The sequence below is a fragment of the Streptomyces sp. NPDC003300 genome, from assembly GCF_040610915.1.
Classification (GTDB): domain Bacteria; phylum Actinomycetota; class Actinomycetes; order Streptomycetales; family Streptomycetaceae; genus Actinacidiphila.
The window spans coordinates 84,400-104,883 of the sequence record NZ_JBEXNE010000011.1; the positions used below are offsets into that span (position 1 = coordinate 84,400).

The following is a 20,484-nucleotide window of genomic DNA, read 5'->3' on the forward strand; positions in this document are numbered from 1 at the left end:
GCTAGGAGATCACCACCTTGACGACGCCGGTCAGGGCGATCTGGGCGAGGGCGAGCGGGATGAGTACGGTCCAGGCGAGTTTCTGGAGCTGGTCCTCGCGAAGGCGCGGGTAGCTGACCCGCAGCCAGATCACGACGAAGGCCAGCAGGCCGGTCTTGACCAGCGTCCACAGCCAGCCGACGCTGCCGGACCAGGGGCCGTGCCAGCCGCCGAGGAACAGCACCGTGGTCAGGGCGCACAGCACGACGATGCCCGCGTACTCGGCGAGCAGGAACAGGGCGAAGCGCAGGCCGGTGTATTCGGTGTACGCGCCGAAGATGATCTCGGAGTCGGCCACCGGCATGTCGAACGGGGGCCGTTGCAGCTCGGCGAGGCCCGCCGTGAAGAACACGAGGCCGCCGATGAGCTGCCAGGGGGTCCACCACCAGTGGTACTCCCCCACGATGCCCGGCAGTGACAGCGTGCCCGCCGCCATCGCGACCGACGCGGCGGTGAGCAGCATCGGCAGCTCGTACGCCATCAGTTGCGCCGCCGTGCGCAGGCCGCCGAGCAGGGAGAACTTGTTCGCCGACGCCCAGCCCGCCATCAGCGAGCCGAGCACGCCGATGCCCATCATGGCCAGGACGAAGATCAGGCCCGCGTCCAGGGCCTGGCCGACGAAGCCGTGCGGTCCCACCGGGATCGCGATCAGCACGACGAGGTAGGGCAGGAGCGCGACGGCGGGGGCGAGTTGGAAGATCCGCCGGTCCGCGTCGGCCGGAACCACGTCTTCCTTCTGCGCGAACTTGACTCCGTCCGCCACCAGTTGGGCCCACCCGTGGAACCCGCCCGCATACATCGGCCCCAATCGGCCCTGCATATGCGCCATCACCTTGTGCTCCGCCTGCCCCACCACCAGCGGAAACACCAGGAACACAACGAGCACGCCCACAAGCCGCAGCCCGACGTCCACCACGTCACCCACGCCCCTCACCTCCCCGCCCACCGTCTTCGCCTGCGGCGCGCTCGTCAGACGACGCGGACCCACCACCCCGACCGGGGGTTCCACCTGCGGTGGGCTTCTCGCTCGCAGCGGGCGGTTCGCTTGCAGCGGGCGTCTCGCCTGCGGCGGCCTCGTCGGACGACGCGGGCTCACCACCCCGAGCGGGGGTGCCACCTGCGGCCGGCTTCTCGCTCGCAGCGGGCGGTTCGCTCGCAGCGGGCGATTCGCCTGCGGCGGGCTCGTCGGACGACGCGGACCCACCACCCCGAGCGGGGGTGCCACCTGCGGTGGGCCTCTCGCCTGCGGCGGGCTCGTCGGACGACGCGGGCTCACTACCCGCAACGGATCTGCCGCCAACGGCAGGCTTCTCCGACGGCGCGGGTCCGCCACCCCCGGCGCGGGTGCCACCTGCGGCGGGCCCCTCGCCTACGGCGGGCGGTTCGCTTCCGGCGGGCGATTCGCCTGCGGCGAGCTTCTCGCTTGCAGCGGGCGTCTCGCCTACGGCGGGCTCGTCGGACGACGCGGGCTCGCTACCCGCAGCGGAGCTGCCGCCAGCGGCAGGCTTCGCCGACTGCGCGGGCTCGCCGCCGTCGGCGGAGGTGCCGCCTGGGGCGGGCGGTTCGCTTGCGGCGGGCTTCTTGGTCGGCGCAGCGTCGCCGCGCCCCGCAGGGGTGGCGCCCGGGGGTTGTTCCCATGGGGCGTCGGGGACGCGCTTGCGTGGGGGCGCGGGGGTGTCGCCGGAGGGGGCCCCGGCAGGGGGTTGGTTGGCGGGGCTACCGGCAGGGGTTTGGCTGGTGGAGCCTTCGGTCACGCTGCGGGTGCGGCGGGCCGGGCGGTCGGCCGACGGGGTTGTACGCGCCGGGCGGTCGGCCGGGGGGGCCGTTGGGCGGGGGCCGCGGGCGGGGCGGGCGGGGGGCGGGGGGAGTTGGCCTTTTTGGGGGCCCCAGTCGTTGGGGTCGGGGACGCCGGGGGGCTGCATCTGGCGGCGCTTGGGGCCGCCGTCGTGGGACTCGCCGGGCTCCTTGGCACCGGGCCACGCCTTGGCGACGCGGGCGGCGAGGACGAAGTCCTTGCGGAGAGGGTGCCCCTCGAACTCGTCGGGGAGCAGGAGCGGCGCGAGGCCCGGGTGCCCGGTGAAGTCGACGCCGAACATCTCGTGGGTCTCGCGTTCGTGCCACGCCGCGCCCGCGTAGACGCCGGTGGCGGTGGCGAGGACGGGCGCTTCGTGCGGCACGGTCGTCCGCAGCAGCAGCCGCCGGACGCCGCCGTCCAGCGCGACGACGTGCGCGCAGACCCGGAAGCCGGTGCCGGGCTCGTCGACGGCGCTCAGCCAGTCGAAGTACGTGCAGCCGAGGGCGTCCCGCGCGGCCGTGAGCGAGGCGACCCACTCACCGGCGGGCACATCGACGGTCAGGAGGTCGTACGCCTCCTGCGCGACGGCGCCCTCGCCGAAGATCTCCGCGGCCTCCCGCGGCAGCCAACCGGTCACCTCGGCCCCTCCGGCGGAGTGACGAGGCCGCTCGTCAAGGCGGCGACGGACGGGCGCGGGCCCGCGGCGGAGCCGTACCGCTCCGCCAGCGACTCGCGCGCGATCTTCTCCTGGAGCTTGAGGATGCCCTGGAGGAGCGCTTCGGGGCGCGGCGGGCAGCCGGGCACGTAGACGTCGACGGGGATGATCTGGTCGACGCCCTTGGTGACGGAGTACGAGTCCCAGTAGGGGCCGCCGCAGTTGGAGCACGCGCCGAAGGAGATGACGTACTTCGGCTCGGGCATCTGCTCGTACAGGCGCTTGACGGCGGGCGCCATCTTGTCGGTGACGGTGCCGGAGACGACCATGAGGTCGGCCTGGCGCGGTCCCGGCGCGAAGGGGATGACGCCCAGCCGGATGAAGTCGTGCCGGGACATCGACGCGGCGATGAACTCGATGGCGCAGCAGGCGAGGCCGAAGTTGAAGACCCACAGGCTGTAGCGGCGGCCCCAGTTGAGCACCACCTTCATCGGCTCCGGCGCCAGCCGGGACAGCACGCCGAGACGGCGCGGCTCGGGAAGGTCCTGCGCAGGGGCCTCGGGAATCGCCTGCGGGTTCACGTCCATTCGAGGACGCCCTTCTTCCATGCGTAGAGCAGCCCGATCGCGAGGAAGCCGATGAAGACGAACATCTCCACCAGCGTCGTCGCGCCGAAGCCGGGCGCGGCGAAGACCGTGGCCCACGGGAACAGGAAGATCGCGTCGACCGCGAAGATGACGTAGAGGAAGGAGTACACGTAGTACTTGACCTGGGTGTGCGCCCAGCCCTCGCCGACCGGGTCGACCCCGCACTCGTACGTGAGCATCTTCTCGCGCGTCGGCACGACGGGCCGCAGCAGGCGGCCGGACGCGAAGGCGACGGTCACGAAGAGCACACCGACGACCGCGACCAGGCCGACGACCGAGTAGCCGTGGAAGTAGTCCACGTCCGTCCGCCCCTCGTTCACTCGTTGACCGGTGGTGTCCAGCGATCCTTGTGGATCTCTTTAGACGATCTATACGGGAGGGAGTCTAGGCCCTGGCCTCACAGGCGCACGCCCCCCGTGCGGGCACCGGTGCGCGCATCGGCGGCGGCCCCGTCGCACGCCCTCGCCCGTACCGGGGGATAACCCCACCGCCGCCTGACCTACGCACCCCATGGCGCGCCCCGCCGCTTCCCCGGCAGGCTGGACTCATGAACACCTCGCCCGCGTCCCGTCAGCCCGCCGCCCCCGCCCCGCTGCCACCCGTGCGCTTCGCGTACGACCGCGTGACGTGGCGGGAGATCGGGTATCTGCTGCTGAATCTGCCGGTGTCGATCATCGGCTTCGTCTACGTCGTGACGGTCGTGACGGTGGGCCTCGGCCTGTCGGTGACGGTGATCGGGTTGCCCCTGCTGGCGTACGGACTCGCCGGGTGCCGGCTGCTGGGGCGGGTGGAGCGGAGCCGGGCGCGCGACCTGCTGGGCGTGCACATCGACGAGCCGCGCCCGCTGAAGCGGGGCACCTTCGGTTTCCTGCCGTGGCTGTGGGCGTCGCTGAAGGACCCGGTGGCGTGGCGGCACGCCCTCTATTACGGCATCCGGCTGCCGTGGGGCATCCTCACCTTCACCTTGACGCTGGTCTCGCTGTTCGTGCTGTGGCCGGTGCTGCCGTTCCTGGCGCGCGGGCTGACGATGGTCGACCGGGCGATGGTCCGCGGGCTGCTCCAGCCGTCGGACGAACTGGAGCGGCGGATCGAGGAGCTGGAGTCGGACCGCGGGGTCGTGGTCGACACGGCGGCGGCGGACCTGCGGCGGATCGAGCGCGACCTGCACGACGGGGCGCAGGCGCGGCTGGTGGCGCTGGCGATGGACCTGGGCCTGGCCAAGGAGAAGCTGCTGGAGGACCCGGAGGCGGCGGCCAAGATGGTGGGCGAGGCGCACGGCGAGGTGAAGGTGGCCCTTCAGGAGCTGCGGGATCTGGCGCGCGGCATCCATCCGGCGATCCTCACCGACCGCGGCCTGGACGCGGCCCTGTCGTCGGTCGCGTCGCGCTGCACGGTGCCGGTCGCGGTGACCGTGGACCTGCCCGCGCGGCCCGCGGAGGCGATCGAGGGGATCGCGTACTTCACGGTCTCCGAGCTGTTGCAGAACGTCAGCAAGCACAGCAGGGCACGGCACGCCTCGGTGGACGTGTGGCGCGCCGACGACCGGCTGATGGTGCAGGTACGGGACGACGGGCGCGGCGGCGCGGACGTGTCGGGCGGTACGGGTCTGGCCGGGCTCGGCGAACGGCTGCGGTCGGTGGACGGGCTCTTCGTGGTCAGCTCACCGGAGGCGGGGCCGACCGTGGTCACGGCCGAACTGCCGTGGCGCGACCGGGAGTTCCGCAAGGCCGGGGCCAGGCGCTGAGCGGAGCCAGGCGCTGAGCGGAGCCAAGCACCGAGCCAGGCGCTGAGCGCGGCCGAGCGCTGAGCGGAGTCAAGCACCGAGCGGGGCGCTGAGCGCGGAAGCCGGGGCGGTAGGGCTAGCCCCACCCCCAAGACGCCGATCCGCACCATGGGGATGGGTGCACGCACCGGCCAGCATGGAGTCACAGAGAAAAGCAGAGAGGACGGACCGACCATGGCTTACGGCTTCCCGCCCGCCGAGCGCGCGCACGAGCGCGAGCGCGAGCACCGCCTGCCGACGGCGCTGCGCGCGCCGGTCGAGGCACGCGCCTGGCGCGAGTTCGCCTACCTGCTGATCAATCTGCCGATGTGCATCGTCGGCTTCGTCTGGACCGTGACGATGTTCTCGCTCGGCGCCGGGCTGCTGGTCACCTTCATCGGGCTGCCGGTGCTCGTGCTCGCGCTCGGCGGCTGCCGCGCGATCGGCGCCGTGGAGCGGGCCCGCGCGCGGTCGCTGCTCTGGCTGGACGTGGAGGACCCGCGGCCGGTGCGCGGCAGGAACGGCGGTTTCCTGTCCCGGCTCGGTGCGCAGCTCGGCAGCGGTGTCAACTGGCGGCACGCCGCCTACACCCTGGTCCACTTCCCGTGGGGGATCTTCACCTTCTCCGTCGCCATCAGCTTCTTCACGTACGGCTGGGGCCTGTTGACGTATCCGCTGTGGCGCTGGGTCTTCCCGGTCTACTTCGGGCAGGACGGCCTCCAGATGTACGGCGACGGGCACGGGCACGGCTGGTGGCTGCACACCCCGGCCGACATGCTGCTGTGCGTCGTGGTCGGCGGCGCGCTCGTGCTGAGCAGCCCGTGGGTCTACCGGGGCATGGCGCACGTGGACCGGATTCTGGTGAGCGGTCTGCTCGGGCCTTCGCGGCTGGCGGAGCGGGTCACCGAGCTGGAGTCGGACCGCGGGGTCGTGGTCGACACGGCGGCGGCGGACCTGCGGCGCATCGAGCGCGACCTGCACGACGGGGCGCAGGCGCGGCTGGTGGCGCTGGCGATGGACCTGGGCCTGGCCAAGGAGAAGCTGCTCGAAGATCCGTCGGCCGGGGCCGTGATGGTCGAGGAGGCGCACGGGGAGGTGAAGATCGCGCTTCAGGAGCTGCGGGATCTGGCGCGGGGCATCCACCCGGCGATCCTCACCGACCGCGGGCTGGACGCGGCCCTGTCGTCGGTCGCGTCGCGCTGCACCGTGCCGGTCGCCGTGACCGTCGATTTGCCGGCGCGGCCGGTGCCGGCCATTGAGGGCATCGCCTATTTCACGGTGTCCGAGCTGCTGCAGAACGTCAGCAAGCACAGTGGCGCTTCGCGCGCGACCGTGGAGGTGTGGCGGGTCGGTGACCGGCTCATGATGCAGGTGTCCGACAACGGGCGCGGGGGCGCCGCCGTGTCCGGTGGGTCCGGGCTCGCCGGGCTCGCCGGGCTCGCCGAGCGGCTCGACTCCGTCGACGGTGTCCTCGCCGTGGCCTCGCCGCCCGGTGGCCCCACCCACATCACCACCGAACTCCCCTGGCGCGTCTAACCCCTCCGGGCCGGCCCCCTTACCCCTCCCCGCGCCCCGCCCCAGGTGCGCAACCCCTGCTACCTCGCCTCCACCCAAGGCGGTCCGCCGCCCCTTCCAGGGCCGCGGGGAACTGCGCGACCAGCCCCCACGCAAGGCGGTGCGCCGATCTTTTCAGGGGCGCGGGGAACTGCGCGACCAGCCCCCACCGGGCTTTCAGCCCGAACAAAACCGCATCTGCCCCACCGGGGCCGGTTCTCAAAGGCGCACCACCGCGCGGGCTGAGCGCGCAGTTCCCCGCGCCCCCAAAAAACACGTGGCCGGCCCGCCCAAAACGGCTCGCCCCTCCAAGACCCCGGCCCTGCCTCCGTCCAAGGCGGTCCGCGCGGGCTGAGCGCGCAGTTCCCCGCGCCCCCGGCAAAGGAACCGCAGAGATCGGCGGCCCCCCGGCAGGGGGCGGCTAGGTCAGGGTGAGGAGGACTTTGCCGCGGTTGGTGCCGGCCTGGAGGGCTTGATGGGCTTGGAAGGCCGCGGCAAGCGACAACTCGGCGGTGATGTCGAGCCGAATGGCTCCGGAGGCCAGGAGGGAGAGGGCGGCGAGGGCGTGGCCGCGCAGAACGGCCGGGGCGCGGAGCGCGAGGTCGTGGATGGAGTAGCCGGTGAGAGCGCGGTTGCGCTCGGAGAAGGGGAGCACGGGCAGCGTGAGGTCGGGCTGCCGGGCGGCCTCGCCGTAGGCGACCAGACGGCCGAAGGGGGCCAGAAGGGAGAGCCCGGCCAGCCGCGTCCCCCCGCCGATGGGGTCGAGCAGCACGTCGATCTCGGTGCGGGCGGCGGCCAGCTCCTCGGCGAAGGTCTCGCGCAGCAGCACCGCGTCGTAGCCGAAACGTTTCGCGTACTCGGCCTTCTCGGCCGTGCGGACCGTCCCGTACACGGCGGCGGCCCCCAGCGCGCGGGCGATCTGCGCGGCGACCGAGCCGACCCCGCCCGCGGCGGCGTGGATGAGGACGGTGTCCCCCGCGGTGAGCCGCGCGGCCCCGGCGAGCACCCCGTACGCGGTGGTGAGGACGAGCGCCGCCCCGCCCCCGTCCCGGAGGGAGATCCCGTCGAGCGGGAAGGCGAAGTCGGCGGGCGCGACCGCGTATTCGGCGTATCCGCCGCCGTCGGGCAGATAGGCGGCGACGGGGTCGCCGACGGCGAGCCCGGTGACGCCCGCGCCGAGCGCGGCGATCTCGCCGGAGACCTCGAGGCCGGGCACGGCGATCCCGTCCGGCGGACCGTAGTCGCCGAGCCGGTGCAGCACCTCGCCGTGGTTGACGCCCGCGTACGCGACCTGGATCAGCACCTGCCCGGGGCCCGGTTCCGGGACGGGGATTTCCACCGGCCGGAGCACTTCCGGGCCACCGTTGACGTCGAATCCGACCGCGCGCACACGCTCTCCTCTTGCCTGTGAGCCGCTGACGCGCGACCCCCGCCGACCTTCCGGGCGCAACCTTGCCCACCGGAACCGTATTCCCCATCAGCGCGTCGTTGCTGGGATGCTGGGGAAGACAGGGTCGGATGTGGGGGGCTGGAACGGGTGGAGGACAGGGTGCGGGTGGTCATCGCCGAGGATTCGGTGCTGCTTCGGGAGGGACTGACCCGATTGCTGACCGATCGCGGTCACGATGTGGTGGCCGGCGTCGGTGACGCCGAGGCGCTGATCAAGGTCGTACGGGAGCTGGCGGACGAGGGCGCGGCCCCCGACGTGGTGGTGGCGGACGTACGGATGCCGCCGACGCACACCGACGAGGGGGTGCGGGCGGCGGTGCAGCTGCGCCGGGACCACCCCGGCGTGGGCGTGCTGGTGCTGTCGCAGTACGTGGAGGAGCAGTACGCGACCGAGCTGCTGGCGGGCAGCAGCCGCGGGGTGGGGTATCTGCTCAAGGACCGGGTGGCCGAGGTCCGCGAGTTCGTGGACGCGGTGGTGCGGGTCGCCGAGGGCGGCACGGCGCTGGACCCCGAGGTGGTCGCGCAGCTCCTGGGCCGCAGCCGCAAGCAGGACGTGCTGGCGGGGCTGACGCCGCGCGAGCGCGAGGTGCTGGGGCTGATGGCGGAGGGCCGGACGAATTCGGCGGTGGCCAAGCAGCTCGTGGTGAGCGACGGCGCGGTGGAGAAGCACGTCAGCAACATCTTCCTGAAGCTGGGCCTGGCGCCGAGTGACGGGGATCACCGTCGCGTCCTGGCGGTGCTCACCTATCTGAACTCCTGATCTGTTGACACTCTGTCTCACAGCAGACGCCTGACGGCGCGGGCCTCACGGGCACCGCGCCGTTACCTGCACACGCCACACACATGTCCGGCAGTCCGCAGGTCGGGGCCGCGCTCCCGCATCCACATTCCGGGACGTACGGGGAAGGCGACCCTTACCGACGTACGATGACCGGTGAGCCGCCGCCTCTAGGGAGGTCCGTTTCAGTGACCAGCCAGGTCAGCAGCAGCAGCCCCGTGCCCACGGAGCAGCCCGCGCATCCGCCGGTGATCGGCGATGTCCTGGGCGAACAGCGCAAACCGGCGAAAGAGACGAAACGCCTCGACCGGGTGATCATCCGGTTCGCCGGTGACTCCGGGGACGGAATGCAGCTCACCGGGGACCGTTTCACCTCGGAGACCGCGTCCTTCGGGAACGATCTCTCGACGCTGCCGAACTTCCCGGCCGAGATCCGGGCCCCCGCAGGCACCCTGCCGGGCGTGTCGTCGTTCCAGCTCCACTTCGCGGACCACGACATCCTCACGCCCGGCGACGCGCCCGACGTGCTGGTCGCGATGAACCCGGCCGCGCTGAAGGCGAACGTCGCCGACCTGCCGCGCGGCGCCGAGATCATCGTCAACACCGACGAGTTCACCAAGCGCGCGATGGCGAAGGTCGGATACGCCGCCAACCCGTTGGACGACGGGTCCCTGGAGGCGTACGCGATCCACCCGGTGCCGCTGACGACGCTCACCGTCGAGGCGCTCAAGGACAGCGGCCTGGCGCGCAAGGACGCCGAACGGGCGAAGAACATGTTCGCGCTCGGCCTGCTGTCGTGGATGTACCACCGGCCGACCGAGGGCACCGAGTCCTTCCTCCGCAGGAAGTTCGCCAAGAAGCCGGACATCGCGGAGGCCAATGTCACGGCCTTCCGCGCGGGCTGGAACTTCGGCGAGACCACCGAGGACTTCGCGGTCAACTACGAGGTGCAGCCCGCCTCCAGCGCCTTCCCCGCGGGCACCTACCGCAACATCTCCGGGAATCTGGCGCTGTCGTACGGCCTGATCGCCGCGAGCAGGCAGAGCGAACTGCCGCTCTTCCTCGGCTCGTACCCGATCACCCCGGCCTCCGACATCCTGCACGAGCTGTCCAAGCACAAGAATTTCGGCGTCCGCACCTTCCAGGCCGAGGACGAGATCGCCGCGATCGGCGCGGCGCTCGGCGCGTCCTTCGGCGGGTCGCTGGCCCTCACCACCACCTCGGGTCCCGGTGTGGCGCTGAAGTCGGAGACGATCGGGCTCGCCGTCAGCCTGGAGCTGCCGCTGCTGATCATCGACATCCAGCGCGGCGGCCCCTCGACCGGGCTGCCCACCAAGACCGAGCAGTCCGACCTGCTCCAGGCGATGTACGGGCGCAACGGCGAGGCACCGGTGCCGATCGTGGCGCCCAGCACCGCGGCGGACTGCTTCGACGCGGCGCTGGAGGCGGCCAGGATCGCGGTCACGTACCGCACCCCGGTCTTCCTGCTCTCCGACGGCTATCTCGCCAACGGCTCGGAGCCGTGGCGGGTCCCCGACGTCCAGGACCTGCCCGACCTGCGGGTGCAATTCGCGACCGGGCCCAACCACACGGCCGAGGACGGCACCGAGGACTTCTGGCCGTATCTGCGCGACCCGGAGACGCTGGCCCGCCCGTGGGCGGTGCCCGGCACGCCCGGCCTCGAACACCGCATCGGCGGCATCGAGAAGCAGGACGGCACCGGCAACATCTCGTACGACCCGGCCAACCACGACTTCATGACCCGCACCCGGCAGGCCAAGGTCGACGGCATCAAGGTGCCCGACCTGATCGTGGACGACCCGGAGGGCGCCGCGCGGACCCTGGTCATCGGCTGGGGTTCGACGTACGGGCCGATCACCGCGGCCGTGCGCCGCATCCGGCGCGAGGGCGGCACGATCGCGCAGGCCCATCTGCGCCATCTCAACCCCTTCCCGGCCAACCTCGGTGAGGTCCTGCGGGCGTACGACAAGGTCGTGGTGCCCGAGATGAACCTCGGCCAGCTCGCCCACCTGCTGCGCGCCAAGTATCTGGTCGACGCCCGTTCGTACACGCAGGTCACCGGGTTGCCGTTCAAGTCGGAACAGCTCGCGAAGGCCCTCGTGGAGGAGAGTGCGAATGATTGAGGCGCTGTCGCTGGTGCCCAAGGCCGAGGCGAAGCAGTCCATGAAGGACTTCAAGTCGGACCAGGAGGTGCGCTGGTGCCCGGGCTGCGGGGACTACGCGATCCTGGCCGCCGTCCAGTCCTTCATGCCGGAGCTGGGCCTGGCCCGCGAGAACGTGGTGTTCGTGTCCGGGATCGGGTGCTCGTCCCGCTTCCCGTACTACATGAACACCTACGGCATGCACTCCATCCACGGCCGCGCCCCGGCCATCGCGACGGGGCTCGCCGCCTCGCGCCGCGACCTGAGCGTGTGGGTCGTCACCGGTGACGGCGACGCGCTCTCCATCGGCGGCAATCACCTGATCCACGCGCTGCGGCGCAATGTGAACCTGAAGATCCTGCTGTTCAACAACCGGATCTACGGGCTCACCAAGGGTCAGTACAGCCCCACCTCCGAGGTCGGCAAGATCACCAAGTCGACGCCGATGGGTTCGCTGGACGCGCCCTTCAACCCGGTGTCGCTGGCGATCGGCGCCGAGGCGTCCTTCGTGGCCCGCACGATCGACTCCGACCGCAAGCACCTCCAGTCGGTGCTGCGGGCGGCAGCCGAGCACGAGGGCACGGCGCTGGTGGAGATCTACCAGAACTGCAACATCTTCAACGACGGCGCCTTCGACGTCCTGAAGGAGCGCGAGACCGCGCAGGACGCCGTGATCCGGCTGGAGCAGGGGCAGCCGATCCGCTTCGGCGCCCCCGCCGAGGACGGTCTCGGTTCGAAGGGCGTCGTACGCGACCCGGCGACCGGTGACCTGAAGGTGATCGACGTGACCGTGGAGGGCAGCGCGGGAGTGCTCGTCCACGACGCGCACACCCAGTCCCCGACGACCGCTTTCGCGCTGTCGCGGCTGGCGGACGCCGACACGCTCCACCACACGCCGATCGGTGTGCTGCGGGACGTGACGCGCCCGGTGTACGACACGGAGATGTCGGACCAGCTCGAAAAGGCCGTGGTGCAGCAGGGCAAGGGCGACCTCGCCGGGCTGCTGACCGGGCGGGACACCTGGACCGTCGTCGGCTGAGGCACGGGACCGCACAAGGGCGGGGCGCGCACCCTCATCGGTGCGCGCCCCGCCCTCGTCCGTCTCTCCCGTGCTCACCGCGTGGTCCCGCTGTTGAACAGCGAGCGCGACCAGAGGTACCCGGCCAGGCCGATACCGGCGCACCAGGCGAGCGAGATCCAGGCGTCGTGGCCGATCGCCGAGCCGGTCAGCAGCCCGCGCAGGGTCTCGGTCATCGGCGTGAACGGCTGGTACTCGGCGAACCAGCGCAGACCGGGGGACATCGAGTCGGCCGGTACGAAGGCCGAGCCCAGGAACGGCAGGAACTGGACGAGCAGCGGCTTGTTGCTCGCCGACTCGACCGTCTTGGAGATCAGGCCGAGCGCCGCCGACAGCCAGGTCACCGCGAAGGCGACGGCGGCGAGCAGCCCGGCCGCCGCCAGCCATTCCAGCGGGCTCGCGTCGGGCCGGAAGCCGACCGCGAGCGCCACGCCCATGACCAGCACGAGGCTGGTCATGGTCTGGATGACGCTGCCGACGACATGGCCGGTCATGAACGAGGCCCGCGAGATGTTCATCGTGCGGAAGCGGTTGATGATGCCCTCGGTCATGTCGGTGCAGACCGCGATCGACGTGGACATGGCCCCGGCGGCCACCGCCATGATCAGGATGCCGGGCGTCAGGTACTCCAGGTACACGCTCCGGCCGCCGCCCGCCCCGAGTCCGGCGCCGATCGACCCGCCGAAGGCGTACACGAACAGCAGCAGCATGAGGATGGGCATCGCGGCCGTGCCGAAGCCGACCGCCGGGTAGCGGATCGCGTGCTTCAGATTGCGCCGCAGCATCGTCGTCGAGTCGCGCACGGCGTAGGTGAGGGTGCTGCTCATCGCGAGGTCTCCTTGGGGTGAGGGGCGGAACCGTCGCCGGTCAGGGCGAGGAAGACGTCGTCCAGGTCGGGGGTGTGCACGGAGAAGTCGGCGGTGCGCACGCCGGCGGCGTCGAGCCGGTCGAGCAGCGAGCGCAGCGCGTCGAGTCCGGCGTCGCCCGCCACGCGCAGGGCCAGCTCCCCGTCGTCACGGACCGCGCCGGGGACGGCGGCGGCGGCCCGTTCGTACTGCTCGGGGTCGGTGAACCGCAGGCGTACGTGGCTGCCGGGGATACGCGCCTTCAGCTCGTCGGCGGTGCCCTCGGCGACGATCCGGCCGCCGTCGAGCACGGCGACACGGTCGGCCAACTGGTCGGCCTCCTCCAGGTACTGCGTGGTGAGGAAGACGGTGACGCCGCTCGCGACCAGTGACCGCACGGTGTCCCACATCGTGCGGCGGCTGCGCGGGTCGAGGCCGGTCGTCGGCTCGTCCAGGAAGATCACCTTCGGGTCGCCGACCAGCGTCATGGCCAGGTCCAGGCGACGCCGCATGCCGCCGGAGAAGAGCGCGGCGCGCTGCTTGGCGACGTCGGCGATGTCGAAGCGGGCCAGCAACTCCTGGGCCCGCGCCCGCCCTTCGGCCCTGCCGAGGTGCAGCAGGTCGGCCATGAGGAGCAGGTTCTCCTCGGCGGTGAGCAGGTTGTCGAGCGCGGCGAACTGTCCGGTGACGCCGATCGCGGCGCGGACGCCGTCCGGTGAGCCGGCCACGTCGTGGCCCGCGACCTGGGCGTGGCCGCCGTCGGCGGAGATGAGGGTGGACAGGATCTGCACGGTGGTGGTCTTGCCCGCGCCGTTGGGGCCGAGCAGCGCGAAGACGGTGCCCGCCGGGATGCGCAGGTCGATGCCGTCGAGGACGGTCTTGTCGCCGTAGGACTTGCGCAGGTCGGCGGTGGAGACGGCGGGCGGGCGCGGGTCGGCACCCCGGGCATTTCTGGGCATGGGCATGACAGACGAAGGCATGGAGCTCTCCCGTTTCGGGGCGTGGTGAGAGGAGCGGGGTGGGGGGCGCGCGGTGCGCGGTGAAGTGGCCCGGTGCGTCGGGCCGTACGTGGCGAGGGAGGGCGGGCGGATCAGCCGCGCGCGCGGAGGATCTCGATGTTGCCCCAGTTGGTCCTGGCGCGGACCGAGACGGTGTCCTCGCTCTGGCCGGGGGCCTCGGAGGCGGGGAGCCTGTTGCGCACCTGCCCGTGGCTGGAGCTGACGTCGAGCCAGGCGGCGGTGCCCTCGCGGACGCCGACCTCGATGGGGCCGTTGGAGGTCTCCAACTGGACCTCGCCGCGTACGACTTCGGCGACGCGCAGGTGGCCGTTGGACGTGGTGCCGGTGACCGACGCCTCGGCGCGCGCGATGTCGATGCCGCCGTTGGTGCCGCTGACCCGCAGTTCGCCGGTGACGGCGGCGAGGGTCGTGGTGCCGTTGGAGTTCTTCAGCACGGCGGTCCCGTCGACCGTGCCGATCCGCAGGCTCCCGGAGCTGGTGGCGATCTCGGCCGGGCCCTCGACCCGGTCCACGGTGACGCTGCCGTGCGACACGGCCAGATTGAGCGGCCCGGTCGTGTCGAACCGCACGTCGCCCACCGAGACCTTCACCCGCACCTCGCCGAGCCTGCCCTCGCCGTGCACCTGCGCCCACGCGCCGGTCACCTCGACCGCCGAGCCCGTGGGCAGTTCGACCGCCACGTCCACGGCGCCCGAAGGCCCGATGAGGCGGCGGCCCTTGGGGGTCCTGATGGTCAACAGGCCGCCGGAGTAGCGCACTTCGGTCTGCTCGGCCGCCTTGACGTCCTGGTCCCGCTTCGGGTCGCGGGGCCGTACCTCCACGAGGGTGTCGAGGCGGTCCTCGGCGGTGAACTGGATCGATCCGGCTTCCACGGTGCTCGTCACCGAGATGGGTTCCGGGGTGTCGAAGGGGGTGAAAGAAGGCATGGTTGTCCCGTCCTCTTGGGTCGTTGTGACGTCTCCGCAGGTGGGAGGCGGTGGGCTTCTCGTGCTTCTCGCGCTTCTCGTGCTTCTCGTGCTTCTCGCGCTTCGCGGCTAGCGGACCCAGCCCTTGAAGCTCTGTCCGACGGTTCTGGTGGTACGGGTCTTCTCCGTCGTACGCGGCTGGCCGCCGCCGTCGCCGACCGCCGCCGAGACGGCTCGCACCAGCCAGGCGTTGACCGACAGGCCCTCCCTGGTCGCGGCCTCCTCGGCCCGCGCCTTGAGGTGGCCCGGCAGTCGCAGATTCACCCTGGCGGTGCTGCCGTCGTCGCCCTCGACCGGTGCGGGCGGCGCCGGGGCCTGCGCCTGTGCCGGGGCCTCCTCCTGCGCGTACGGCCGCGTCACCACGAAGTCCGGGTCCAGGCCCCGGAGCCGGACGTCCACCGAGCCCGGTGCCAGGTCCCGCGTGATCTCGTCCATCGCCGCCGACAGCACATTCAGCATCGTCAACCGCGTCGCCGACTCCAGCGGTGCCGTCAGGCGCTCCGCCAGCTCCCTCGCTTCTTCGCCTCCGGCTTCGGCGGCCACCGCCAGCTCGCGGCGCAGATTCTCGACATACGGCGTCAGGTCCATGACGCCATAGTGGCACCACCATGGCGCCACCCGCAACCCCCTCCCTGACACCACCCTGGCACCACGTGGCACCACCCCCCACGCAAGGGCCCGTCTTCAGGGGCGCGGGGAACTGCGCGACCAGCCACGACGGTGGCACCGCCAAAAAACCGGCCCACCCCCCCCGTGCGTTCACGCCACGTAAGGGCCCGTCTTCAGGGGCGCGGGGAACTGCGCGACCAGCCACGACGGTGGCACCGCCAAAAAACCGGCCCCAGTCGGGCAGGCCCGGTTGCGTTCGGGCTGAAAGCCCGGCGGGGGCGGGCCGGGTAGGGCGCGGCGAGTCTTAGAGGGTCGGCGAGGCGACCGGGGGGTGGGCGGCGTCGTAGGCGGTGCGGGCGGAGAGGACGGCGGGGACGGCGGCAGCCGTCCAGACGGAGAGGGCGCGGACCTGACCGGCGGCCTCACGGCCGAGAGGGGTCAGGGAGTAGGTGACGTGCGGCGGGATGACGGGCAGAGCCCGGCGAAGGACGAAGCCGTCCCGCTCCAGCGTGCGCAGCGTCTGGGTGAGCATCTTCTCGCTGACCCCGCCGACGGCACGCCGCAGCTCACTGAAGCGCAGCGCCGCCCCGTCGAGCAGCTCGCACAGGACAAGAACCCCCCACCGGGAGGTGACGTGTTCGAGAATGAGCCGCTCGGGGCAACTTACGTCCATGTCGGTACCTTACTTCAAGGTGGGTACTTTCCAAGAGTTAGTGCCTGGCGTACGGTGGAGCCGAAGACACCGGACCACCGCAAACAGGGAGCAAAAAGACATGAGCATCGTCGTCACAGGAGCCACCGGGCACCTCGGCCACCTCGTCATCGACGAGCTGCTCAAGCAGGTCCCGGCCACGGACGTGGCCGCCGTCGTGCGGGACGAGGCCAAGGCCGCCGACCTGGCGGAGCGCGGCGTGGAGCTGCGGATCGCGGACTACAACCACCCCGAGACGCTGAAGGACGCCTTCCACGCGGGCGACAAGGTCCTGCTGATCTCGGGCAGCGAGGTCGGCCGCCGCATCGCGCAGCACAGCGCCGTCGTGGACGCGGCGGCGGCCTCGGGCGTGGCGCTGCTGGCGTACACCGGCATCCTCGGCGGCCCGGACGCCGACCTGAAGCTGGCGGACGAGCACAAGGCGACCGAGACGTACATCCTGGCCTCGGGCCTGCCCTACGTGTTCCTGCGCAACGGCTGGTACAGCGAGGTCCAGACCGAGAATCTGGCCCCGGTCCTGGAGCACGGCGCCGTCATCGGCAACGCGGGCGACGGCCGGGTCGCGAGCGCGGCCCGCGCCGACTACGCCGCCGCGGCCGCCGCCGTCCTGACCGGTGAGGGCCACGAGAACACGGCGTACGAGCTGAGCGGCGACACGGCGTGGAGCTTCGCCGAGTACGCGGCGCTGGTCGCCGAGCTGACCGGCAGGGAGATCACGTACAAGAACGTCCCGGCCGAGACGCGCCAGTCGATCCTCGAAGGCGCGGGCGTCCCGGCGGACTTCGCGGCCATCCTGGTCGACGTGGACCACGCCATCGAGCGCGGCCTGCTCGCGCGCACCAACGGCGAGCTGTCCCGGCTGATCGGCCGCCCCACGACCCCGATCCGCGAGACCCTGGCCGCCACCCTCAAGGACACGCCCAAGGACACGCCCAAGGCGTGACCCCGGCCTGACCCGGCGTGACCCCGGCCTGCACCACCCCCGCACACGACAGAGGTCCCCGGCTGTTCCGGCCGGGGACCTCCCCCGTTCACGCCCCCGCCCCGGAGCGTTGCTTGTCTTCGCGGGACGGCGCGTCCTCGTGAACAGACGGCGGGGCGGCCTCGACGCAGCGCCCCGAGGACCCCACCGTGACCACGGCCACCGCACCGCCGCACCCGCGGGACCCGCCGCGCCTGGACATCCAGGGACTGCGCGCCGTCGCGGTCACCCTCGTCGTCCTCGCGCACGCGGGCGTCGGCGCGGTCGCGGGCGGATACGTCGGCGTCGACGTCTTCTTCGTCGTCTCGGGCTTCCTGATCACCTCGCTGCTGACCCGCGAGTCCCGCGCCACCGGCCGCATATCGGTCAGGGACTTCTACGCCCGCCGCGCGGTGCGCCTGCTGCCCGCCGCGACCCTCGTCGTGCTCTGCACGCTCGCGGGCTGCCGGCTCTTCCTGTCGAAGATCCGCTTCGCGCAGTACGCGGGGGACGCGCTCGGCAGCTCGCTCTACGCCGTCAACTTCCGGCTGGCCGCCGCCGGTACGGACTACCTCGGCGCGAGCGAACCGCCCTCCCCCTTCCAGCACTTCTGGTCGCTGGCGGTGGAGGAGCAGTTCTATCTGCTCTGGCCGCTGCTGCTCGTCCTGTGCCTGCGGTGGCGCCGCCGCCCCGCGCTCCCGGCGGCCCTGGCCCTCACCGCCCTCTGCGCGGCCTCCTTCGCGCTGAGTCTCGCCCTCACCCGCTCCTCCCCCTCCTGGGCCTACTTCGGCTCCCCCGCCCGCTTCTGGGAGCTGGGCGCGGGCGCGCTGCTCGCCCTCGGCGCGCACCGACTGGCCCTCCGAGCCCCCCTCGCGGCGGCCCTGAGCTGGGCGGGCCTGACCGGCATCGTCGTGGCCGCGCTGACGTATGACGACGCCACGCCCTTCCCCGGCCGTTACGCGCTCCTGCCGGTCGTCGGCACCCTCCTCGTCCTCGCGGGCGGCCGATCCCCCGGCCCCTCCCCGACCCCCGGCCCCTCCCCGACCCACGCCCCCGGCCACTCCCCGACCCGCACCCGCACCCGCACCCACGCCCCCTCCCCCGCCCGCTACGGCGCCCGACTCCTGCTCGCCCGGCGGCCGGTCGCCCGGCTCGGCGGCCTCTCCTACGGCTGGTATCTGTGGCACTGGCCCCTGCTGGTCATCGGACCCGCGGCGCTGAACACCGCGCCCTCCACCGGTCTCGCCCTGGCCCTGTGCGCGGTCGCGCTGGCGCTGGCCTGGGCGACGCTGCGGCTGGTGGAGAACCCGATACGGTTCCACGCCGCCTTCCGCCGCCGTCCGGCCCTGGCGCTGCGGCTCGGCGGCGGCCTGTCGGCGGGCGCCGCGGTGGCCGTGCTGACCGCCGCCCACTTCCCGCCCGCGGTCGACTCCGGCAGACCCGCGCCCGACCTGCGGCGGGAGCTGACGGCGGCGCGCGACCCCGCGCTGCGGCTCGGGCAGCTCCTGCGGACCTCGGGTCCGAGCCTGCCGAGCAATCTCACCCCGCCCCTGGCCGAGGTCAAGCCGGTGCGCTCGGCGGTCTACCGGGACGGCTGCCACGCGGGCTACGCGCGTACGAGCACACCCCCGTGCGTCTACGGCGACCCGTCCGCGGCCACCACCGTCGTCCTCTTCGGCGACTCGCACGCCGCCCAGTGGTTCCCCGCGCTCGACCGGCTGGCGCGCGAACGGCACTGGAAACTGGTGTCGTTGACGAAGGCGTCGTGCAACGCCGCGACGGTGACGACCGTTTACCAGGGCGGCCCCGCCGTCTGCGACACCTGGCGCCGCGCGGCGGTCGCCCGGATCGCCGCGCTCCGCCCCGGTCTCGTCCTCGTCTCGTCCTCGGACGCGGGCCGCCCGCTGCACCCGGCCGCCGATCCCGTACGGCAGTGGACGGACGGCTTCCGCGCCACCTTCACCGCGCTCGCGGCCTCGGGCGCGCGGGTCGCCGCCCTGCTCGACACCCCCTGGCCCGCCTCCGACGCCGTCGAGTGCGCGACGGCCCACCCGCTGCGGCTCGGCCACTGCGCGAGCCGGCTGCCCGACGCGCTCCGGGACCCGGCGCGGCAGGGCGCGGTACGGGCGGCGGCGACGGCGGCCGGCGCCGCCGTGATCGACCCCGCGCCCTGGCTGTGCGCCACGGACGGCGCCTGCCCGGTGCTCGCGGGCGACACCCTGGTCTACCGCGACGACAGCCACATGTCCGAGACGTACGCCGACGCGCTGGCCCCGGTCCTCGGCCGCCGCCTCACCGCCCTCCTGCCGTAAGGCGGTGCCGCCCGGCCCCGGCCACCGGCCTGTCATGACCGTGGAGCGGAACGGACATGACAGGCCGGGGCGGCTGCCGCTACCGTCGTCACGTCGCGCGCCGACGGCGGGTCGTACGGCCGGGGCGGTACGGGAAGGGGTCGGGATGAACGAGCGGCGCGCGGGACTGGTCTACGGCTTCGCGGCCTACGGCATGTGGGGCCTGTTCCCGCTGTTCTGGCCGCTGCTCGAACCGGCGGGAGCGCTGGAGATCCTGGCCCACCGGATGGTGTGGGCGCTGGTGGTGGTCGCCGTGATCCTGCTGGCGATGCGCCGCTGGGCGTGGATATCCGAACTGGTCAGGCAGCCCGGGCGGCTCGGCCTGATCGCCGTCGCCGCCGTCTTCGTCTCCGTCAACTGGGGCCTGTACATCTGGGCCGTCAACGCGGGCCATGTGGTGGAGGCTTCGCTCGGCTACTTCATCAACCCGCTGGTCACCATCGCGCTCGGCGTCCTCGTCCTGCACGAGCGGCTGCGCCCGGTGCAGTGGGCGGCGGTCGGCGTCGGCGCGCTGGCCGTCGTCGTCCTCACCGTCGGATACGGGCGGCTGCCGTGGATCGCCCTCTCGCTCGCCTTCTCCTTCGGCGTCTACGGCCTGGCGAAGAAGCAGATCAACATGGGCGGCCTGGAGTCGCTGGCCGCCGAGACCTCGGTGCAGTTCCTGCCCGCGCTGGTCTTCCTCGTCGTGCTCGGCGCGCGCGGCGACTCGACCTTCACCCACCACGGCCCCGGCCACGCCGCCCTGCTGGCCGCCTGCGGCCTGGTCACGGCGGGGCCGCTGGTCTGTTTCGGCATGGCGGCGACCCGGCTCCCGCTGTCCACCATCGGCCTCATGCAGTATCTGACGCCCGTCTTCCAGTTCCTGATCGGCGTGCTCCACTTCCACGAGGAGATGCCCCCCGAGCGCTGGGCCGGTTTCCTGATGGTGTGGGCGGCGCTCGTCCTGCTCACCTGGGACGCGATCAGGGGCGCACACCGCGGGCGTACGGAAGCGCGCGCGGCGCGCCAGGCCCCGGCGGTCGTGGAGTCCCCGGAGGCGACCGACTCCCCGCTGCCCGGCTGAGCCGAACGGGCGAGCGCCGACATCCACTCGGGGGACACGG

18 protein-coding genes are annotated in these 20,484 nt (G+C 72.5%); 8 read left to right on the forward strand and 10 right to left on the reverse strand.

The genetic code is table 11. From position 1 onward, the window contains the following. Position 1: 1 nt before the first annotated feature. From ABZX65_RS18215 to ABZX65_RS18230, 4 genes are read right to left on the reverse strand one after another with little or no spacing between them, the layout of a single operon-like run. Positions 2-964: a complex I subunit 1 family protein gene (locus ABZX65_RS18215; RefSeq protein ID WP_355340345.1), complete on the reverse strand. Its 963-nt coding sequence runs from the start codon at positions 962-964 to the stop codon at positions 2-4. Next, on the reverse strand, positions 957-2,471 hold the full coding sequence (locus ABZX65_RS18220) for an NADH-quinone oxidoreductase subunit C (protein ID WP_355340348.1): 1,515 nt from the start codon (positions 2,469-2,471) through the stop codon (positions 957-959). Before ABZX65_RS18220 ends, ABZX65_RS18215 begins: the two co-directional genes overlap by 8 nt. Beyond that, positions 2,468-3,076 (reverse strand): NADH-quinone oxidoreductase subunit B family protein, encoded by a 609-nt coding sequence (locus ABZX65_RS18225; protein ID WP_355340351.1) that lies wholly within the window; start codon positions 3,074-3,076, stop codon positions 2,468-2,470. Before ABZX65_RS18225 ends, ABZX65_RS18220 begins: the two co-directional genes overlap by 4 nt. Continuing rightward, positions 3,067-3,456 (reverse strand): NADH-quinone oxidoreductase subunit A, encoded by a 390-nt coding sequence (locus tag ABZX65_RS18230; protein ID WP_188283994.1) that lies wholly within the window; start codon positions 3,454-3,456, stop codon positions 3,067-3,069. Before ABZX65_RS18230 ends, ABZX65_RS18225 begins: the two co-directional genes overlap by 10 nt. Positions 3,457-3,683: 227 nt before the next feature. Here ABZX65_RS18230 and ABZX65_RS18235 point away from each other — a divergent pair, with 227 nt between their 5' ends. Continuing rightward, entirely contained in the window at positions 3,684-4,880 is a 1,197-nt protein-coding gene (locus tag ABZX65_RS18235) for a sensor domain-containing protein (protein WP_355340354.1), read from the forward strand. A 213-nt stretch (positions 4,881-5,093) separates the two neighbouring features. Continuing rightward, positions 5,094-6,434, forward strand: a complete 1,341-nt coding sequence (locus ABZX65_RS18240; RefSeq protein WP_355340357.1) for a sensor domain-containing protein — start codon at positions 5,094-5,096, stop codon at positions 6,432-6,434. 439 nt (positions 6,435-6,873) lie between these two features. Here the strand turns inward: ABZX65_RS18240 and ABZX65_RS18245 are convergent, their stop codons facing one another. Further along, positions 6,874-7,842, reverse strand: a complete 969-nt coding sequence (locus tag ABZX65_RS18245; RefSeq protein ID WP_355340360.1) for a zinc-binding dehydrogenase — start codon at positions 7,840-7,842, stop codon at positions 6,874-6,876. A 159-nt stretch (positions 7,843-8,001) separates the two neighbouring features. Between ABZX65_RS18245 and ABZX65_RS18250 the strand changes: the two genes are divergently transcribed. From ABZX65_RS18250 to ABZX65_RS18260, 3 genes are all read left to right on the forward strand, one after another. Then, the gene (locus tag ABZX65_RS18250) at positions 8,002-8,661 is read left to right on the forward strand and encodes a response regulator transcription factor (protein WP_355340363.1); all 660 of its coding nucleotides are present in this window, start codon (positions 8,002-8,004) and stop codon (positions 8,659-8,661) included. 206 nt (positions 8,662-8,867) lie between these two features. Next, a complete protein-coding gene (locus ABZX65_RS18255) occupies positions 8,868-10,823 on the forward strand; it encodes a 2-oxoacid:acceptor oxidoreductase subunit alpha (RefSeq protein ID WP_355340366.1) in 1,956 nt (651 codons plus the stop codon). After that, the gene (locus ABZX65_RS18260) at positions 10,816-11,880 is read left to right on the forward strand and encodes a 2-oxoacid:ferredoxin oxidoreductase subunit beta (RefSeq protein WP_355340369.1); all 1,065 of its coding nucleotides are present in this window, start codon (positions 10,816-10,818) and stop codon (positions 11,878-11,880) included. Before ABZX65_RS18255 ends, ABZX65_RS18260 begins: the two co-directional genes overlap by 8 nt. A 74-nt stretch (positions 11,881-11,954) precedes the next feature. Here ABZX65_RS18260 and ABZX65_RS18265 read toward each other — a convergent pair whose 3' ends face one another. The 5 genes from ABZX65_RS18265 to ABZX65_RS18285 all read right to left on the reverse strand — a co-directional run bounded on the left by ABZX65_RS18265 (position 11,955) and on the right by ABZX65_RS18285 (position 16,030). Continuing rightward, positions 11,955-12,746, reverse strand: a complete 792-nt coding sequence (locus tag ABZX65_RS18265) for an ABC transporter permease (RefSeq protein ID WP_355340372.1) — start codon at positions 12,744-12,746, stop codon at positions 11,955-11,957. Next, the gene (locus ABZX65_RS18270) at positions 12,743-13,723 is read right to left on the reverse strand and encodes an ATP-binding cassette domain-containing protein (protein WP_355340716.1); all 981 of its coding nucleotides are present in this window, start codon (positions 13,721-13,723) and stop codon (positions 12,743-12,745) included. Before ABZX65_RS18270 ends, ABZX65_RS18265 begins: the two co-directional genes overlap by 4 nt. A 131-nt stretch (positions 13,724-13,854) precedes the next feature. Next, a complete protein-coding gene (locus ABZX65_RS18275; protein WP_355340375.1) occupies positions 13,855-14,709 on the reverse strand; it encodes a DUF4097 family beta strand repeat-containing protein in 855 nt (284 codons plus the stop codon). 108 nt (positions 14,710-14,817) lie between these two features. After that, complete coding sequence (locus ABZX65_RS18280; RefSeq protein WP_355340378.1) at positions 14,818-15,336, reverse strand: toxin-antitoxin system HicB family antitoxin; 519 nt, start codon at positions 15,334-15,336, stop codon at positions 14,818-14,820. A gap of 325 nt (positions 15,337-15,661) precedes the next feature. After that, complete coding sequence (locus ABZX65_RS18285; RefSeq protein WP_355340381.1) at positions 15,662-16,030, reverse strand: helix-turn-helix domain-containing protein; 369 nt, start codon at positions 16,028-16,030, stop codon at positions 15,662-15,664. Between the two features lie 100 nt (positions 16,031-16,130). Here ABZX65_RS18285 and ABZX65_RS18290 point away from each other — a divergent pair, with 100 nt between their 5' ends. The 3 genes from ABZX65_RS18290 (at position 16,131) to rarD (ending at position 20,444) form a co-directional block, all read left to right on the forward strand. Further along, on the forward strand, positions 16,131-17,012 hold the full coding sequence (locus ABZX65_RS18290) for an NAD(P)H-binding protein (RefSeq protein WP_355340384.1): 882 nt from the start codon (positions 16,131-16,133) through the stop codon (positions 17,010-17,012). A 188-nt stretch (positions 17,013-17,200) separates the two neighbouring features. Then, positions 17,201-19,342 carry an acyltransferase family protein gene (locus ABZX65_RS18295; protein ID WP_355340387.1) on the forward strand — a complete coding sequence of 714 codons (2,142 nt, stop codon included), beginning with the start codon at positions 17,201-17,203 and terminating at the stop codon, positions 19,340-19,342. Positions 19,343-19,487: 145 nt separating this feature from the next. Beyond that, entirely contained in the window at positions 19,488-20,444 is a 957-nt protein-coding gene (gene rarD / locus ABZX65_RS18300) for an EamA family transporter RarD (RefSeq protein ID WP_355340390.1), read from the forward strand. The last annotated feature ends 40 nt before the right edge of the window (positions 20,445-20,484 follow it).

Excerpts from the sequence above, each read along its gene's own strand:
- ABZX65_RS18225 (WP_355340351.1), bottom strand. The coding sequence starts at position 3,076 with ATGGACGTGAACCCGCAGGCGATTCCCGAGGCCCCTGCGCAGGACCTT.
- ABZX65_RS18235 (WP_355340354.1), top strand. The coding sequence starts at position 3,684 with ATGAACACCTCGCCCGCGTCCCGTCAGCCCGCCGCCCCCGCCCCGCTG.
- ABZX65_RS18240 (WP_355340357.1), top strand. The coding sequence starts at position 5,094 with ATGGCTTACGGCTTCCCGCCCGCCGAGCGCGCGCACGAGCGCGAGCGC.
- ABZX65_RS18260 (WP_355340369.1), top strand. The coding sequence starts at position 10,816 with ATGATTGAGGCGCTGTCGCTGGTGCCCAAGGCCGAGGCGAAGCAGTCC.
- ABZX65_RS18265 (WP_355340372.1), bottom strand. The coding sequence starts at position 12,746 with ATGAGCAGCACCCTCACCTACGCCGTGCGCGACTCGACGACGATGCTG.
- ABZX65_RS18270 (WP_355340716.1), bottom strand. The coding sequence starts at position 13,723 with ATGCCCAGAAATGCCCGGGGTGCCGACCCGCGCCCGCCCGCCGTCTCC.
- ABZX65_RS18275 (WP_355340375.1), bottom strand. The coding sequence starts at position 14,709 with ATGCCTTCTTTCACCCCCTTCGACACCCCGGAACCCATCTCGGTGACG.
- ABZX65_RS18280 (WP_355340378.1), bottom strand. The coding sequence starts at position 15,336 with ATGGACCTGACGCCGTATGTCGAGAATCTGCGCCGCGAGCTGGCGGTG.
- ABZX65_RS18285 (WP_355340381.1), bottom strand. The coding sequence starts at position 16,030 with ATGGACGTAAGTTGCCCCGAGCGGCTCATTCTCGAACACGTCACCTCC.
- ABZX65_RS18290 (WP_355340384.1), top strand. The coding sequence starts at position 16,131 with ATGAGCATCGTCGTCACAGGAGCCACCGGGCACCTCGGCCACCTCGTC.
- rarD (WP_355340390.1), top strand. The coding sequence starts at position 19,488 with ATGAACGAGCGGCGCGCGGGACTGGTCTACGGCTTCGCGGCCTACGGC.